Consider the following 15,075-nt stretch of genomic DNA (forward strand, 5'->3'; position numbering starts at 1 on the left):
GTGTGCGGGCTGCCTCCCCCTCGATGACCGCCCGACGGATGTGAACGTCATGCGGGCGACGGTCGTACCCCGAAGGACGGGTTACGCATAACGGTCAGTCACCACCAAAATGTCCGGCTGGCCATGGTCCAGAGACAGCCCGGACGCGGCAAAAGCGCGCTTAAACCACAACCAGGGCGGCAAGCTCGTCGTACGACAGCGCTCAGCCCTGGCCCGCGGACACCCGAGAGAGCATCCCGCGGGCCGCGTCATACGAGCGACCGCTGTCAGTTCGGGAGCGGATGAGTTCGATGACGGAGGCAAGGAGCACATGGACCTGCGGTGGTCCGGCATCCGAGATACGCCGCGGGACCGCGGACCGGTGCGTTGCGAAAGCGCACAGGGATCCATAGGGGGACGAAGTGGCTGTACGGAGAATTCGATCCGTTGCCGTGCACGCGGCGGCGGCTCTGCTGGCAGCGGGGCTGCTCGTCGGCTGCGGCGGCAAGAAGACCGACACCCTGATGCCCGAAGGCGCGGTCGCCACCAACCCTGCGGTGGTTGCCACGGCGACCCCGGGCAACGACAGCGAGTACAACTCCGCCTGCCCGACGGCAGGCAACAGAAGGCGGTTCGCCAAGACCCGCTTCGCGTTGCACGCGGGTCTCGCGCTGGGTGCCTTCCATCGCTACATCTACAAACCCCTGCGCAGCGGCGGCTTCAATGCCGGAGCGGAGGGTCGGAAACGCGCATTCGTGAAGGCGGCGATAGCAGGTGCTTTCGCCCTGCATGAGCTGAAGGTCGCCAAGGGCTTCGCCGCGGCCAACCCGACGCTGTGCAAGGCCGTCGAGTCCGTCAGCAACAAGTTCACCGCCCTCACCAGCAAGCTGAAGGGCGGCACCGCCACGCCGGCCGACGTCGACGCAGGCAAGGACTCCTTGAACAGCCTGCAGCAGGACGCCACGAAGACTGGCTTCCCGTTCAAGGAGCAGAACGTCACCGTCCCCGGCGCGGGCTGATCGGCACTTCGAGGAGCGGCGCCGATGCCCCGGGCATCGACGCCGCTTCCGGATGCGCTGGTTGTCGGCCGGCCTGCGGTGAACGGGCGGCCACCTCGCGGCCCGTATTCGATGGCGCAGTCCGCGGCGGATCTCGATGCCGTTCGCCGGCACTTCCAGCTGGACACGATGGTGTTGCTGGGCCACTCCTGGGGTGCCCAACTGGCTCTGCGGTACGCGCTCGACCACCCCGAGCGCGTGAGCGGGCTGGTCTACGTCTCCGGCACGGGAATCGATCGTGATGCCGCCTGGCACGACGAGTACGCGCGCAACCTGCGACGCGGGTTGGGCGGCAACCTGGAGCGTTGGGAGGCGCTGAAGAACCGGGAGCGCACGGACGCAGAGGACCGGGAGTTCGCGGTCCTGCAGTGGTCGGCGGACTTCGCCGACCAGCGGCGAGGGCTGGAGCACGCCGAGCGCATGGCCACCCCCTGGCTCGGCGTCAATTTCGAGTGCAACGCCGCTGTGAACGCCCAGGACAAGCGCCTCCGGGGCACTTCCGCATTGCGGGCGCAGTGCGAGGCGCTGCACGTCCCGACGCTGATCGTCGACGGGGCGGAGGACATCCGCCCTCGCTGGTCCGTGGACTCATTGGAGCGGGCGCTGCCGCGCGTGTCGCGGGTGGTTCTGCAGGGTGCGGGTCACCTGCCGTGGACCGAGGACTCGAACGGATTCCGGTCCGCGGTGAGCGCCTTCCTGCGGGAGGTCAGGGCAACGGCCTCCGCACCCTCAACGACGACCGAACGGTAGCGGTGACATCTCGCCTTTCGCCCGGTGCTCGCCGCGGCCACCGCCTTGGCCGTCTCCCTGGCCATGCTGTCCGCACGCTGGGATGGGGAGCGCGCGGTGAACAGGCCAGGTCCGGTGGTCCCCTGGCCGGCCGGGACATTCAGCTCGACGGGGTGAAACTGTTCGCGGACGTGCCGATCTCCTGAGCAGGCGGGAGCGGCGTGTCGCCGCGGTTGCGGCACGAGGTCGGGGACGTCGTCTACGCTCGGCCCATGGCGTGCTGCGGATGGAAGGGGGGCCTTCGTGGTGGACGACATCGCGGGACTGACGGGGTTGTTGTACGAGGTCGGGCTGCTCAAGCGGTACAAGCGCACCGGCTGGCTCGTGGCGGGAGTGCGTGATCCGGAGAGCATCGCCGACCACTCGTTCCGTGCGGCGATCATCGCCAGCGTCATCGCCGTCCTCGAAGGCGGCGACCCTGAGCGCGCCGCCTTCATGAGCCTGTTCCACGACAGCCAGGAAACGCGCATCACCGACATCCCGTACGTCGGCAAGCGCTACCTCAAGGCGGCCTTGAACGAGGAGGTCACCGCGGACCAGATGCGCGGCGTGCCGGAGCCCGTGGCGGACATGGTGAGCGGCGCGGTCGGCGAGTACGAGGAGAAGGTCAGCCTCGAAGCCGTCTGCGCCCGCGACGCCGACAAACTGGAATGCCTCCTCCAGGCCGTCGAGTACCGCGAGCAGGGGCACCAGAACATGCAGCCGTGGATCGACAGCTCTCTCGCCGCGCTCAAGACCACCACGGGGAAGCGCCTGGCCGAGGAGGCCCTGCGCACGGGAACTCTGGAGTGGATGACCCAGGTGCTCAACGGCGACTGAGCCCGCCTCCGCCCGGCCGCCCGTGAGCGTTCAGCTCGACAGGACGCCGTAGCCGGGGCGCGGCTGGCCGGCGGTCAGGGAGTCGGTGGCGGCGGTGGCGAGGTCGCGGAGCTGGTCGGCGAAGGCCAGGGCCTGTTCGGCCGTCAGGCGCGGGTCGGTGCCGACGTAGAAGACCACGATGCCGCCCGACGGGGAGCGGACCGCGGTGAACGGGGAGGGAGGAGAGATCACCATGATGGGTCTCATTCTTGCCTGCGGCACCGACAGTTTCGGGGCTCCGGGCCGCCTGCCGACGGACCTTCGAGGTGCCTTCCTGCCACCTTCGACGGAGCCGTAACGTGCCCTTCCCGCGGCTCCCAGGCCGCCCTTCCGACAGGAGGCCGAGCGTTTCCGGGGAGACGCGGTTCGGGCAGGCCTGACCTGCGGCGATGTCGTGGCATCGGCCGGCAGGGGGCGGGGTCCCTGAGGTGGGGTCCGGTGCGGGTCGGGGTTGATCAGGGGTGATCACCGATGGGCCGGCCGGGGGTGGGCGGGCAGGGTGGGGGCATGAGCCTCGCCGCCGTCGCCAGAGCGTCCTTCACCGTCGCACCCGCCGCGCTTCTGGGGGGATGGATCCTGATGCGTCCCATAGGCGGGGGGTTGGTGCCTGGGCTCTGGTGGACGGCGGCGCACGCCGTCTGGGTGGTCGCGTTCCTGTTCTTCGGCGTGATGCTGCTGGAGTTGCGGCGGAGAGCAGCGCCTGACACCCGTGGGCGGAGGGTGGCCGTCGAGGTCGCCGTGGGGGTGGGGCTGTTGAGCGTCGCCGTGAACCTGGTGCAGCTCGCCGTCGATCTGGCGGCCGGGTTCGGGGCGGCTGACGGGGAGGTGCTGCGGGCGCTGTTCGAGTGGGTTCAGGGGAATGCGAGTGTCGGGGCGGTCGCGTACGGCGTCGGCGCGCAGCTGTTCTTCGTGGCTCTGCTCGCGCTGGCCGTGGTCATGGCGTGGATGCGCCGGGTGACGGCGTCGAGCGCGGCCGTGGTGACGATCGGCGTGATCGTGCTGGCGGTCGCGATGCTGGCGGTCGGCAGGAACTCGCCGCTGGTCGCCGCCGGGATGTCGTTCCTGTGGCTGGGCACGCTGCTTCTGGGACGCGGCGTCGAGGACGACCAGCCGAAGCCGCTCACCGCGGCCGCCGGGCACGCGTGATCTGGCGGATCGCCCGGGTTTCACGGGCTATGAGATCGCCCGGGTCTCGCGGACTAGGAGAGGGCGTCGCGGGCGTCCATGAGGGCGAAGCCGAGGAGGTTCAGGCCGCGCCAGGTGAGGGGGGAGGCGGCGCGGTCGTCGGAGGCGGTCAGGCCGATGCCCCAGATGCGGTCGTGCGGGCTGGCCTCCACCAGCAGCCGTTCGTGCGTGGCGAGGAGGAACTGTTGCAGGTCCGGGTGCTGGCCGAACTTGGCGATGTTGCCGCGGACCACGATCTGGTAGCGGTGAGTGTCCCAGGTGGCGTCGTCGAAGCCGCAGACCTCGCGGCCGAGCGACTTCGCCTCGCCCGGATGGCCGCTGGCGAGGATCCTGCGGGCGCTCTCGTCGTCGCCGAAGAGCCAGGCCTTGTGCGCCATCATGTAGTGCTCCGCCGAGGCGAAGGTGTGGCCGGACTCGGTGAAGGTGACGGGCCACCACTGGCTGAGGCAGCCGGTTCCGACGCCGCCGTCACGGGCCGGGCGGTGGCCCCAGAAGAACAGGTAGCGCAGCCGCCGGCCGCTTTGCACGGCGTCGATCGCCGCGTCACGGGTGCGAGGGAGCACGTCTCGGGTGAGGGCCGGGGTGTCCTGGGTGCGGGGGAGGGCGTCGGGGGCGCGGGAGTGATCGGGCACGTCTCCACAGTGCCACGGCCAGGACGCGGTTCGCGCCGTTTGGGTTACGCTTCCGCCCATGGTGACCGGGTTCGGGGAGCGCGTCGAGGAGCACCGGCGGGAGCTGCACGTGCACTGCTACCGGATGCTCGGCTCCTTCGACGAGGCCGAGGACCTCGTCCAGGAGACGTTTTTGCGGGCCTGGCGGGGGCGCGACAGCCTGCGGGGCGAGTCGGAGCTGCGGGCCTGGCTGTACCGGATCGCCACCAACGCCTGCCTCGACCATCTGCGGGCGCATCCGCGCCGGCCGCAGCCCCGGGCCGTCCCGGTGGTGGCCGACGCGGGGGTCGAGCCGCCCGCGGCGAAGGCGGTGCCGTGGCTGCAGCCGTACCCGGACGAACTGCTCGACTCGGCCGACGTGGTGATCGAGCGGGAGACCATCGAGCTGGCGTTCCTCGTCGCGATCCAGCACCTGCCGCCCAGGCAGCGGGCGGTGCTGATCCTGCGTGACGTGCTCGGCTGGTCGGCGCAGGAGACGGCGGAGTCGCTGGAGCTGACCGTGGCCGCGGTGAAGAGCGCGTTGCAGCGGGCCAGGCCGACGGTCAAGGAGGTCCTGCCGGCGCGGCGGCTGGAGTGGTCGGCGGAGCCCACCGCCGAGGAGCGTTCCGTCCTGCGCCGCTACATCGAGGCCGTGGAGCACGCCGACCCGACCCTGCTGGGCAAGGTGCTGCGCGACGACGTGTGGCAGTCGATGCCGCCCCAGCCGATCTGGCTGCTGGGGCGCGAGTCGTTCGTCGCGGCCTGGACTCCGGCCATGGTCGGGCCGGAGGCGTGGGGCGACTGGCGGCTCCTCGCGACGCGGGCCAACCGCCAGCCCGCCGCCGCCGCGTACCTGCGCAGGTCCGGTGAGAGCGGGTTCACGCCGTCCTGGCTGGCGGTCCTGAGCGTCGAGGACGGGCTGATCACGCAGATCACCACGTACGGGGACGAGTATCTCCGCGCGTTCGGCCTTCCCGCGTCCCTCTGAGCGATTCCTTTTCCGCGGCCCGCTCGTCTCATGGGGTGTTCGCCGCGTACGAGAGGAAATGATGATGACTGAACTTCAGAAGGACGTGCAGGCCGCGATCGACGAGCTGGTCGAGACCGGCACCGAGCGGGGCGTGCAGGTCGCCGTCTACCAGCGGGGAGAGCTGCTGGTCGACGCCGTCGCGGGCGTGGCCGACCCGAGCACGGGCCGTCCCTTCACCTCCGACACGCTGGTCTACAGCACCTCGACGGGCAAGGGGGTGACCGCCGCCGTCGTCCACGTGCTGGCGGAGCGCGGCGCGCTCGACTACGACCTGCGCATCGCCGAGGTGTGGCCGGAGTTCGCCGCCCACGGCAAGGGGCAGGCGACGCTGCGGCACGTGCTCACGCACGCGGCCGGAGTGCCGGGCGTCCCGGTCGACACCACGCCGGAGGACCTGTGCGACTGGGACCGGATGTGCGCGGCCATCGCCGACGCCACGCCCTGGTGGGAGCCGGGCACCGCGTTCGGCTACCACCCGCAGACCTTCGGCTACCTCATCGGCGAGGTCGTCCGAAGGGTGACCGGCAAGCGCATCTCGCAGGTGCTCCGCGAGGAGGTGGCGGGCCCGCTCGGGGTGGCCGACGACCTGTTCTTCGGCGTGCCGGAGCCGGAGCTGGGACGGGTGGCCAGGATCGAGGACCCGGGCCCCGCGATGGAGATGCCCGCCGAGATGCTGGCCGAGATGCCCTTCTTCAGAGTCGTGGACGGGTACACGGCCGCCCCGATGCGGGCCATGCCCGACGCCGCGTTCAGCAACCGCACCGACGTGCTGACCTCGGACATTCCCGCCGGAGGCACGATGACCGCCCGCGCCGTCGCCGGGATGTACGACGCCCTGCTCGGTGGGAAGCTCGTCTCGCCCGAGCGGCTGCGCGAGCTGTCGTCTGCGGCCGTGTCCGGCACGGACGAGGTCAGCGCCATGCCCACGTCCTGGGGGCTCGGTTACGCGGTGGGCCTCCTCGACAGGCCCACCGTGTTCGGGATGTTCGGCAGCGGCGGCACCGCGGCCTTCGCCGACACCGCCACCGGCATCAGCGTCGGCGTGACGAAGAACCGGGCGTCCGCCGGGGAGTACGGCACGGTCGGGCGGATCGCCGGCGTCGTCATGGGCGCGCGGTAGCGGCCATACCCTTGGGCCTGTGATTCGCTATGCAACCCCTGATGACGTACCTGTGATCATTGACCTGATCCGGGAACTGGCCACGTACGAGCAGGCCGCGCACGAGGTGCGGGCGACCGAGGAGCAGCTCCGCGCGGTGCTGTTCGGCGAGTCGCCCGCCGCGTTCGCCCATGTCGCCGAGGAGGAGGGCGAGGTGGTCGGCTTCGCGCTGTGGTTCCTCAGCTTCTCCACGTGGCGGGGGGTGCACGGCATCTACCTGGAGGACCTGTACGTCCGTCCGGAGCGTCGTGGCGGGGGCCACGGCAAGGCGCTGTTGCGCGAGCTGGCCGCGATCTGCGCCGAGCGCGGGTACGAGCGGCTCGAATGGTCGGTGCTCGACTGGAACGAGCCGACGATCGGGTTCTACAAGTCGCTCGACGCCGAACCGCAGGACGAGTGGATCAAGTTCAGGCTGACCGACGAGCCGTTGCGACGCCTCGCGGGCTGACGCCGTCGGGAAGCCGCCCCGCATCCGAGCCGCGGCGGCTGGCATGATGACCGCGGGACGTCACTCGGCCCCGCCTGGTAGGGCGGCGTCACGGGGCCGAGTCGCCCGCGGGCTCGGCTGGGGGATGGACATGGGCGCTCTGGTGGCCCGCCGGTAAGACGCACCGCCGGCCGTCTGTGACGTTGTCACATCGTTCGGCGTCCTCGCGTTGCGGGAGAGGCTGAGTTTGGGGGGTCGTGCTCTGGTTCATGTCGATCTGCGGCACTGAATGGACGCTATCGGCGGGGTCGCCGAGCGTTGGTCGCGGCTCGGCAACGATCGGACCTCTGAACGATCTCACCAATTTGAGTGAACCGTTACCGTGAGTAATACCCGATCAAAGTCCGTAAAGGACCCGTGCTGAGTGGACAAACCGGGCATTCGGGTACAGGCTGGGCGGGAATCAAGCGGCCATGACGATATTCCAGCGCAGGGCCTACCTGCTGGCCGCGGTCTTCCCGGCAGTACTCGTCACGGGTTGCGCCGCGAGCGGAAACGGTTCGATGCGAGCGGTGGGAAACGTGTCCGCCGCGTCGCCCTCGACGACGACGTACCAGTACATGTCACCGCCTGTGAGCCCGCCCGGAACCGAGCCTGAGACTCCGGGCGAGCCCTACGAGTCCGCCAGCCCGTACGAGTCGGAGAGCCCCTACGAGTCGGGGAGCCCGACCGGGACGGCGAGCCCGTCGCCCACCACGACTGCGGTGCAGACCACGCCCAAGGGCACGGTCCAGGGATTCTTCGACGCGCTCAAGGCCGGAAGCGTGGACCAGGTCGTCAACGCGTTCGCGAGTGACGGCGTGGCCGCGGTGGCCGGCGAGCCGACCGCGCAGGGCACCCAGGCGCTGCGCACGGTGTTCAAGAGCAAGATGAGCTCGATGAAGAGCGCCACGCCCACCTTCGACGAGACGATCACCGGCAGTGACCTCGCGTTCGTCCGCACCAGCACGTCGAACGCGGAGAAGGGCCGGCAGTTCTTCATCCTCAAGAAGTCGGGCAGCGACTGGAAGATCGCCCGCTTCATGAACAACAAGGCGTGACGGCTCAGTGCCCGTGCCCGTGGCCGACGAACGCGCCTGACGGCCTGCCCGAGGGGACCAGTCCCAGCGAGGCCAGGGCGGCGGCCCCGGCGGCCACGGCGCAGAGTGTCAGCGCGGTGGTGAAGCCCCCGACGCCGGTGGCGCCGGGGGCGAGGCTCGCGGCGGCCACGGAGGACACCAGCGCGACGCCGATCGACCCGCCCAGCTCGTGGAAGGTGTTGATGACGCCGGACGCGACCCCGGCCTCGCCGTGCGGGACGTTGGCCATGGTCGTGGTGGTGGCCGTGACGAACGCGGGGCCGATGCCGAACGCCGCCACCATGAAGCCCGGCAGCAGCGTCGTGTAGGCGCTGGCGTCGGGGGAGATGCGCGTCATCAGGGCGGCGCCGAGCGCGGTCAGCGCGAACGCGCCGACGGCGACGGGACGCCCGCCGATCCGGCCGATCAGATGGCCGCCGAGCTGGGCGCCCAGCGTGATGGCGACGGCCACGGGCAGGAACAGCAGCCCCGTCTCCAGCGCGCTGAAGCGCAGAACGTGCTGCAGGTAGAGCGTGCTGAGGAAGAACAGGCCCAGCATGCTGCCGGTGGCGAGGAGCATGACGAACGTCCCGGAGAGCACCGGGCGGCGGGTCATCGTCTCGACGCGCATCAGCGGCGCCTTGACACGCCGCTCGATCAGGACGAACGCCGCGTAGCAGATGGCCGCGCCGGCCAGCGGAAGCAGCGTGCCCGCCGTCGCCCAGCCTCCGTCGCCCGCGTTCACCAGGCCGTAGATGAGCAGCGCGGTGGCCAGCGTGACCGTCAGCGCGCCCGGCACGTCCACCCGCTGGCGCTCGCCGCGCGAGGCGGGAACCACGGCGGGCAGCGCGAGCAGCACCAGCAGCCCGATCGGGACGTTCACGTAGAACACCCACGCCCAGCCGGGGCCGGCGGTGAGCAGGCCGCCGAGCAGCACCCCCACCGCGGCCCCCGAGCCGCCGATCGCCGCCCAGACGCCCAGCGCCCGGTTGCGCTGACTGCCGTGGAACGAGCCGGTGATGATCGCCAGCGCCGACGGTGAGAGCAGGGCGGCGCCCACTCCTTGCAGGGCGCGGCCCGTGACGAGCAGGGCGCCGCTCGCGGCCAGCCCGCACAGCAGCGACGCGAGGGTGAACAGCGTCAGCCCCGCCGTCAGCGTGCGGCGGGCGCCGAAGGAGTCGGCGAGGCGCCCGCCGAGGACCATCAGGCCGCCGAAGCAGAGCGTGTAGGTGGTCACCACCCAGGTGAGCGACTCGCGGTCGAGCGCCAGGTCGGTGCCGATGGTCGGCAGTGCGACCTGCACCACGGTGATGTCGATGATCAGCATGAACTGGGCCAGGCAGAGCAGGACCAGTGCCGGTAGGGCACGCATGAAGGTCTCCGATAACTCGTACAACGATGTTCGAGTTAGCGTACATCGTTCATGAGGATCCGGAATACGGTAGGGGGGTACCGTGTTGCTCGGTGTGGGTGAACGGAGGGACGGAGCGATGGTCGGTTACGCGGACAACAAGCAGGACCACCTCAGGCGCCTGCGCCGAATCGAGGGTCAGGCCCGCGGCCTGCAGCGGATGGTGGAGGACGACAAGTACTGCATCGACATCCTGACCCAGGTGTCGGCCACGACGAGCGCGCTGCAGTCGTTCGCGCTCTCCCTGCTGGAGGAGCACATGGCGCACTGCGTCGCCGAGGCCACCCTGAAGGGCGGCGCCGAGGCGGAGCTCAAGGTCAAGGAGGCCGCCGACGCCATCGCCCGCCTGGTCCGCTCGTAGCGGCGGATGGCTCGGCCGGTCTTGGCCCTGGAGGGGGCGGGAGCACCGGTCGTGGGCCGGCAGGCACAGGTGGCCGCCGTGGCCTCGGTTCTGCTCGGGATGGCGGGCGGGATCGTCCTGCTCATCCCGTGAGCAGCGAGCGCAGCGTCAGCGTGAGCGCCTCGCCCGCGTCGGCCCGGTCGAGCCTGCCCGCCTCGACCTCGCCCGCCGCCGTGTGCAGGATCGCGAAGAACGTGCTGACCAGCCACGACAGGGGCAGGTCGGTGCGGAAGTCGCCGTCGTCGCGGCCACGGGCGATCAGTCGTTCGACCCGGCGCAACGGCTGCGCGTGATGCTCGCGGATCCGCTCGGACGGCATCATCCGGTCGGCGGCGACGAACAGCGCGCTGTGCCGGTCGAGGACCTCCCACGACGACCGGACCAGCCTCGACAGGGCCTCCACGGCGGGCAGCGCGTCCAGCTGCGGGTCCTCCAGGCTCGCGTCGGCCAGCGCGACCGCGCGGGTGAGCACGGCCTCGACCAGCGACTCCCGCGACGGGAAGTGCCCGTAGAGGGTCACCCTCCCGACACCCGCCGCCTTGGCGACCTCCGCGACACTCGCGGACGGATCGGAACTCAGCACCCGCTGGCCCGCGTCGAGGATCGCGGCGATGTTCCGTTCGGCGTCGGCACGGCGGGTGACCATGCGGCGAGCCTAGCGCGAAGGAACGTTCCCGCAGGCCACCCGCTCGCCAGGCCCGCCTTCCTGCGGAGCTGGGCGAACGTTCCACGGGCCGCACACGCGGTGGGTGAGCCTCTCCGCCCACCGCGCGCGTGGCGGGCGGGCCGGGCGGGGCTTCAGAGGTCGCGTTCCTGCTGGTCGAGGAGGGCCACGGAGACCGCCACCGCACGGGACGCGTCGCCGTCCTCGATCGCGCGCAGCAGGTCCTCGTGCGAGCTGTCGGGTTCGAGCGCGGCCTCCTCCATGCCCCGGACACTGTCGCGCAGCGCCTCGCTCATGCTCCGGTACAGCTCGCCGAGCAGCGGGTTGTGCGCCGCGTCGGCCACCCGCAGGTGGAAGTCGACGTCCGCGTCGGCGAAACCGTCGAGGTCGCCGGCGCTGCCCGCCGCGTCCCTGCGCCGCAACGTCTCGTGCAGGCCCTCCAGGTCCTGCTCGGTCCGCTTGGTCGCCGCCAGCCGGGCCGCCACCAGGTCCAGGCCGCGCCGGACGTCGATGATGTCCATCGCGGCCGCCTTGTCGAGGCGGCGGCGGAGCGCGATCTGCGACTCGTCCGTCGCTGTGACGTACGTGCCGTCGCCCTGCCTGGTGGTCAGCAGGCCGGCGTGCGCCAGCACCCGCACCGCCTCGCGCACCGACAGCCTGCTCATGCCGAGCGACTCGGCGAGCTGGCTCTCGGACGGGATCTTCGTCCCCACCGGCCACGCCCCGCTCGTGATCTCCTCGCGGAGCTCCTCGATGGCGGTGTCGACGAGGGAGGTCCGCGCCACGTTTCGCATGCAACCTCTTCTCTGGTCCTAGGATCCTTCCCAGCCTAAGCAACCGGCGGCCTGGCTCAGGTCGTCGGCGAGGCGCTCGATCGTGTCACGTCCCTCGAGAGGGCGCAGCCAGCTCGCCGGCAGCGCGGACGCGCCGCGCAGCGCACCCAGGAGGTTGCCGCAGACCGAGCCGGTCGAGTCGCTGTCTCCCGAGTGGTTGACCGACAGCAGCAGCGCGCGGCGCGGGTGAGGGCTTCGACGGTGAACAGGGTCATCTGGGTGTCGTCGTCTGCACCGTTCATGGAAAGAATCTTGTCAGGTTCCTGGCCGTTTGAGAGATTGCGGGTACTTTTCTCTCCCAGGAGGACACGCGTGCCACCCTTACGCCCGGCCTTCCTCGCCGTCGCCCTCACCCTGGCTCTCGCGACCCCCGCCCAGGCGGACACGCCCACGATCACCGTCCAGAACGGCCGCACCCAGCCGGTCTTCTCCTATGCGGACGCGGTCCGCGAGCACGTCTACGTCGAGTCGAGTGTCGACAGCGACTCCGATGGCCGGCTCGACAGGGTCCGGGTCGACATCATCAGGCCCAAGGAGTCCGGCCCGGGGCTCAAGGTGCCGGTGATCATCGATGAGAGCCCGTACTACGACAACTCGGGACGCGGCAACGAGGGCGAACGCAAGATTTACGACGCCTCCGGAAATGTCGCGAAATTCCCGTTGTTCTACGACAACTACTTCGTGCCGCGCGGCTACGCCGTCCTCAACGTGGACATGCTCGGCACCACCAGGTCCGACGGCTGCCCCGACATCGGCGGCGAGGCCGACGTGCTGGGCGGCAAGGCGGTCATCGACTGGCTGAACGGCAGGGCCAAGGCCTTCCGCGCCGACGGCTCCCCGGCCGTCGCCGACTGGACCACCGGCAAGGCCGGGATGATCGGCAAGTCCTACGACGGCACCCTCGCCAACGCCGTCGCCGCGACAGGCGTCGAGGGCCTGGAGACGATCGTGCCGATCTCGGCGATCAGCTCCTGGTACCGGTACCAGCGATCCAACGGCGTGATCTACAACTACGACTACGCGTCCTGGCTGGCGAACTACGTCGACACCGACCCCGAGGCCAAGTGCCAGGCCGTCCGGGACCGGATGGACGCCGAGGACGGCGACGACACCGGCGACTACAACGCCTTCTGGAACGAGCGCGACTACCTCGCCGGCCGGCTCGGCGACGTGTCCAAGGTCAGGGCCAGCGTGTTCGTCGTGCACACGGTCAACGACCTGAACGTCAAGCCGGACAACTTCTCCACCTGGTGGCAGGGGCTGGCCAGGCGCGGCGTGCCGCGCAAGATCTGGGTCGGCCAGTACCAGCACGTGGACCCGTTCGACTTCGAGGGCCGCAGGGATCTGTGGGTCGACACGTTGCACCGCTGGTTCGACCGCTGGCTGCAGGGGGTGCGCAACGACGTCATGGCCGAGCCGCGCGCCGACGTGCAGCTGGGCCCGGCCCAGTGGATCACCCAGCGCGACTGGCCGGCCCCGTCGGCTGCCAGGCTGCCGCTCCGTCCCGCCGCCGACGGCACGCTCGGGCTGGTGCCCGCCGCCAGGGGAGCGAGCGCCACGTTCACCGACGTGGCGCTCCAGGAGTCGGACATGATCGCCGACGTGGGCACGTCCAAGCCGGGACGGGTCGCGTTCACCACCGGCGCGCTGCCGCTCGACCTGCGCCTGTCGGGCACTCCCACGGCCGAGCTGCGGGTCAAGCTCGACAAGCCGACCTCCAACCTGACGGCGATGCTCGTCGACTTCGGCGACGCCACCCGGGTCGACTGGCGGCGCGGCCAGGGCATCACCACCCTCGCCGAGGAGGACTGCCACGGCGAGAGCACCGCGGCCGACGACGCCTGCTACAAGAAAGTCGCCACGAACGTCGCCACCCGTCCCGCGGAGATCGTCGCGCGGGGCTGGATCGACGTACGCAACCGCGACTCGCTGAGCAGTCCGGCGCCGCTGCCGCCCGGGACGTACGGCACGGTCAGATGGCAGACGCTGCCGCAGGACTACACGTTCAGGAAGGGCCACAGGCTCGCCCTGGTGGTCGCGGGCACCGACGCCACCTACAGCGACGAGGAGGGCACGGGCGCGACCGTGACCGTCGACCTCGCCAGGAGCAGCGTCACCGTCCCGATCACGGTCGGCACGCCGCTGACGGACGTGCCGAAGGACGCGACCACCTTCCGCGGGCCGACGCGCTTCGACCTGCCGCAGCCCGAGCAGGAGTTCAGCTTCTTCTAGACGGTGTGGTCTCCCAGGTCGAGCGTGACAGCCGGCCCGGGCTGGGAGACCACGCTCGACCGCTGCCGGGCGTGGACGGCCGACCAGGCCAGCGCCGCGAGCAGGATCGCGATGCCGATGAGCAGCCCCACCTTGGCGACCGACCTGAACGTGATGCGGGCCTCGGGGTCGGCCTCGTCCGGGCGGTTGCGCCAGAACTCCTCCCACCTGTGCTCCTCCTCCGAGGTGACCTCCTCGTAGAGGACCGCCGAGGAGGCGACGGAGGCGACCGGAGCGGCGCGGGCGGACTCCGCAGGAACCGGAGAACCGAGCGGGACCGTACGGGCGGGCCTCACGGGTGGCGGGAACGGCGCCACCCGCGAGGGTTTCGGGGCGGGGTCCGCGCGCGAGTGCTTCGGCGGCGGCGAGGTGGTGCGCTCCTGGCCCGCGGCGGCCGCGCCCGCCGCGGGCCAGGAGCTTTCCCCGGTCCCCGTCGTGGGGCCGGAGACCGGGGAGGTCGGAGGCGGAACGGGGTCCTGCAGCGCGTGCGGCTGGAACGGGAAGCCGTCCATCCGCCACAGGCCCCGCACGTCCGGCATCGGGCGGGCTCGCCCCAGCCAGTCCCGCAGAGTGCCGGGAGCGGCGGCGAGCGGCAGCTGGCGCAGGAGGCGGGCCGCCCCCAGGGTCCTGGGGGCGGCCCGGCAGGCCGCACAGGCCGGGATGTGGTGGCTGATCTGCGTGCGCGTCCGCCTGCCGGGCGCCCTCGCCCACGCGGAGACCAGTGCCGCGAGCCGGACACACCCCTCACTGGTCCTGGCTGCGATCACCGCGGCGAACCACTTCTCCAGCCCGTCGGCGGCCTCATCCACCATGGACTCCACCAGGCCCGCCCCCACCCCGAAGATCGCCGCGATCTCGTCGTGGGTGAGGCCGTGCCGTACCGACAGGTCCAGCAGCTCGCGCTGCGGCCCGGGGAGCGTGATCAACGCCTCGGGCAGCAGGTCGGGCATCTTTCCCGGACGCGACCACGTCCCGGTGCTCGCCGGGCCGGCGACCGCGCCGCGGTGGGCGCGGGCCAGCCCGTAGAGCCAGGGGCGCAGCCGTGACTGGTCGGGCATCAGCTTGGCGCGGGCGTGCGCCGACAGCAGCGCCCCCGCCACCGCCAGCTCGGCGTCCGCGGGAGAAAGCTCGGTCAGGCAGTAGTCGTACAGGTGGGAGCCGTAGTCGTCGCACAGCTCGCCGATCGTGGCGCGCGCGTCGTCCGATAGATCCCGCCACATCATCCGGATGCCAGCTCCTCCCT

Annotated in this window: 17 protein-coding genes and 1 pseudogene; 11 read left to right on the forward strand and 7 right to left on the reverse strand. The window is 71.1% G+C overall.

Going from position 1 to position 15,075, the window contains the following annotated elements; translation table 11 throughout:
• Nucleotides 1–431 precede the first annotated feature (431 nt).
• From ABZ297_RS20885 to ABZ297_RS20895, 3 genes are all read left to right on the forward strand, one after another.
• Nucleotides 432–998, forward strand: coding sequence for a hypothetical protein (locus ABZ297_RS20885; protein ID WP_355348416.1), 567 nt, complete (start codon nt 432–434; stop codon nt 996–998).
• A gap of 24 nt (nt 999–1,022) precedes the next feature.
• Entirely contained in the window at nt 1,023–1,787 is a 765-nt protein-coding gene (locus tag ABZ297_RS20890; protein ID WP_355348419.1) for an alpha/beta hydrolase, read from the forward strand.
• Nucleotides 1,788–2,069: 282 nt separating this feature from the next.
• Nucleotides 2,070–2,645 (forward strand): HD domain-containing protein, encoded by a 576-nt coding sequence (locus tag ABZ297_RS20895; protein ID WP_355348422.1) that lies wholly within the window; start codon nt 2,070–2,072, stop codon nt 2,643–2,645.
• Between the two features lie 30 nt (nt 2,646–2,675).
• Here the strand turns inward: ABZ297_RS20895 and ABZ297_RS20900 are convergent, their stop codons facing one another.
• Complete coding sequence (locus ABZ297_RS20900) at nt 2,676–2,879, reverse strand: hypothetical protein (protein WP_355348425.1); 204 nt, start codon at nt 2,877–2,879, stop codon at nt 2,676–2,678.
• Between the two features lie 312 nt (nt 2,880–3,191).
• Between ABZ297_RS20900 and ABZ297_RS20905 the strand changes: the two genes are divergently transcribed.
• The gene (locus ABZ297_RS20905; protein ID WP_355348428.1) at nt 3,192–3,830 is read left to right on the forward strand and encodes a hypothetical protein; all 639 of its coding nucleotides are present in this window, start codon (nt 3,192–3,194) and stop codon (nt 3,828–3,830) included.
• A gap of 53 nt (nt 3,831–3,883) precedes the next feature.
• Here ABZ297_RS20905 and ABZ297_RS20910 read toward each other — a convergent pair whose 3' ends face one another.
• Nucleotides 3,884–4,501, reverse strand: a complete 618-nt coding sequence (locus ABZ297_RS20910; protein WP_355348431.1) for an NADAR family protein — start codon at nt 4,499–4,501, stop codon at nt 3,884–3,886.
• A 58-nt stretch (nt 4,502–4,559) separates the two neighbouring features.
• On the opposite strand from ABZ297_RS20910, the gene ABZ297_RS20915 reads away from it, so the two are divergent.
• The 4 genes from ABZ297_RS20915 to ABZ297_RS20930 all read left to right on the forward strand — a co-directional run bounded on the left by ABZ297_RS20915 (nt 4,560) and on the right by ABZ297_RS20930 (nt 8,235).
• A complete protein-coding gene (locus tag ABZ297_RS20915) occupies nt 4,560–5,507 on the forward strand; it encodes an RNA polymerase subunit sigma-70 (protein ID WP_355348434.1) in 948 nt (315 codons plus the stop codon).
• A gap of 64 nt (nt 5,508–5,571) precedes the next feature.
• A complete protein-coding gene (locus ABZ297_RS20920) occupies nt 5,572–6,669 on the forward strand; it encodes a serine hydrolase domain-containing protein (protein ID WP_355348437.1) in 1,098 nt (365 codons plus the stop codon).
• A gap of 19 nt (nt 6,670–6,688) precedes the next feature.
• Nucleotides 6,689–7,156 carry a GNAT family N-acetyltransferase gene (locus tag ABZ297_RS20925; protein WP_355348440.1) on the forward strand — a complete coding sequence of 156 codons (468 nt, stop codon included), beginning with the start codon at nt 6,689–6,691 and terminating at the stop codon, nt 7,154–7,156.
• 452 nt (nt 7,157–7,608) lie between these two features.
• The gene (locus ABZ297_RS20930) at nt 7,609–8,235 is read left to right on the forward strand and encodes a nuclear transport factor 2 family protein (RefSeq protein WP_355348443.1); all 627 of its coding nucleotides are present in this window, start codon (nt 7,609–7,611) and stop codon (nt 8,233–8,235) included.
• Between the two features lie 4 nt (nt 8,236–8,239).
• On the opposite strand, the gene ABZ297_RS20935 is transcribed toward ABZ297_RS20930, so the two are convergent.
• A complete protein-coding gene (locus ABZ297_RS20935; protein ID WP_355348446.1) occupies nt 8,240–9,625 on the reverse strand; it encodes an MFS transporter in 1,386 nt (461 codons plus the stop codon).
• 118 nt (nt 9,626–9,743) lie between these two features.
• Between ABZ297_RS20935 and ABZ297_RS20940 the strand changes: the two genes are divergently transcribed.
• Both ABZ297_RS20940 and ABZ297_RS20945 read left to right on the forward strand, forming a co-directional pair.
• Complete coding sequence (locus tag ABZ297_RS20940) at nt 9,744–10,025, forward strand: metal-sensitive transcriptional regulator (protein WP_355348449.1); 282 nt, start codon at nt 9,744–9,746, stop codon at nt 10,023–10,025.
• Between the two features lie 6 nt (nt 10,026–10,031).
• Entirely contained in the window at nt 10,032–10,157 is a 126-nt protein-coding gene (locus ABZ297_RS20945) for a hypothetical protein (RefSeq protein ID WP_355348452.1), read from the forward strand.
• On the opposite strand, the gene ABZ297_RS20950 is transcribed toward ABZ297_RS20945, so the two are convergent.
• From ABZ297_RS20950 to ABZ297_RS20960, 3 genes and pseudogenes are all read right to left on the reverse strand, one after another.
• A complete protein-coding gene (locus tag ABZ297_RS20950) occupies nt 10,147–10,710 on the reverse strand; it encodes a TetR family transcriptional regulator (RefSeq protein WP_355348455.1) in 564 nt (187 codons plus the stop codon). The genes ABZ297_RS20945 and ABZ297_RS20950 overlap by 11 nt on opposite strands.
• Nucleotides 10,711–10,862: 152 nt before the next feature.
• Nucleotides 10,863–11,522 (reverse strand): FadR/GntR family transcriptional regulator, encoded by a 660-nt coding sequence (locus ABZ297_RS20955; protein WP_355348458.1) that lies wholly within the window; start codon nt 11,520–11,522, stop codon nt 10,863–10,865.
• Nucleotides 11,523–11,540: 18 nt separating this feature from the next.
• Nucleotides 11,541–11,744, reverse strand: a pseudogene (locus ABZ297_RS20960) (ADP-ribosylglycohydrolase family protein); the annotation flags it as partial.
• Nucleotides 11,745–11,873: 129 nt separating this feature from the next.
• On the opposite strand from ABZ297_RS20960, the gene ABZ297_RS20965 reads away from it, so the two are divergent.
• Nucleotides 11,874–13,793 (forward strand): Xaa-Pro dipeptidyl-peptidase, encoded by a 1,920-nt coding sequence (locus tag ABZ297_RS20965; protein ID WP_355348461.1) that lies wholly within the window; start codon nt 11,874–11,876, stop codon nt 13,791–13,793.
• Here ABZ297_RS20965 and ABZ297_RS20970 read toward each other — a convergent pair.
• Nucleotides 13,790–15,055, reverse strand: coding sequence for a sigma factor-like helix-turn-helix DNA-binding protein (locus ABZ297_RS20970; RefSeq protein WP_355348464.1), 1,266 nt, complete (start codon nt 15,053–15,055; stop codon nt 13,790–13,792). The genes ABZ297_RS20965 and ABZ297_RS20970 overlap by 4 nt on opposite strands.
• Between the last annotated feature and the right edge of the window lie 20 nt (nt 15,056–15,075).

The organism is Nonomuraea sp. NPDC005983, assembly GCF_040614375.1.
Taxonomy (GTDB): domain Bacteria; phylum Actinomycetota; class Actinomycetes; order Streptosporangiales; family Streptosporangiaceae; genus Nonomuraea.

Coding starts and splice junctions, on each gene's coding strand:
- ABZ297_RS20930 (WP_355348443.1), top strand. CDS start 7,609: ATGACGATATTCCAGCGCAGGGCCTACCTGCTGGCCGCGGTCTTCCCG.
- ABZ297_RS20920 (WP_355348437.1), top strand. CDS start 5,572: ATGACTGAACTTCAGAAGGACGTGCAGGCCGCGATCGACGAGCTGGTC.
- ABZ297_RS20900 (WP_355348425.1), bottom strand. CDS start 2,879: ATGGTGATCTCTCCTCCCTCCCCGTTCACCGCGGTCCGCTCCCCGTCG.
- ABZ297_RS20955 (WP_355348458.1), bottom strand. CDS start 11,522: ATGCGAAACGTGGCGCGGACCTCCCTCGTCGACACCGCCATCGAGGAG.
- ABZ297_RS20915 (WP_355348434.1), top strand. CDS start 4,560: ATGGTGACCGGGTTCGGGGAGCGCGTCGAGGAGCACCGGCGGGAGCTG.
- ABZ297_RS20890 (WP_355348419.1), top strand. CDS start 1,023: ATGCCCCGGGCATCGACGCCGCTTCCGGATGCGCTGGTTGTCGGCCGG.
- ABZ297_RS20935 (WP_355348446.1), bottom strand. CDS start 9,625: ATGCGTGCCCTACCGGCACTGGTCCTGCTCTGCCTGGCCCAGTTCATG.
- ABZ297_RS20945 (WP_355348452.1), top strand. CDS start 10,032: ATGGCTCGGCCGGTCTTGGCCCTGGAGGGGGCGGGAGCACCGGTCGTG.
- ABZ297_RS20970 (WP_355348464.1), bottom strand. CDS start 15,055: ATGATGTGGCGGGATCTATCGGACGACGCGCGCGCCACGATCGGCGAG.
- ABZ297_RS20905 (WP_355348428.1), top strand. CDS start 3,192: ATGAGCCTCGCCGCCGTCGCCAGAGCGTCCTTCACCGTCGCACCCGCC.
- ABZ297_RS20940 (WP_355348449.1), top strand. CDS start 9,744: ATGGTCGGTTACGCGGACAACAAGCAGGACCACCTCAGGCGCCTGCGC.
- ABZ297_RS20950 (WP_355348455.1), bottom strand. CDS start 10,710: ATGGTCACCCGCCGTGCCGACGCCGAACGGAACATCGCCGCGATCCTC.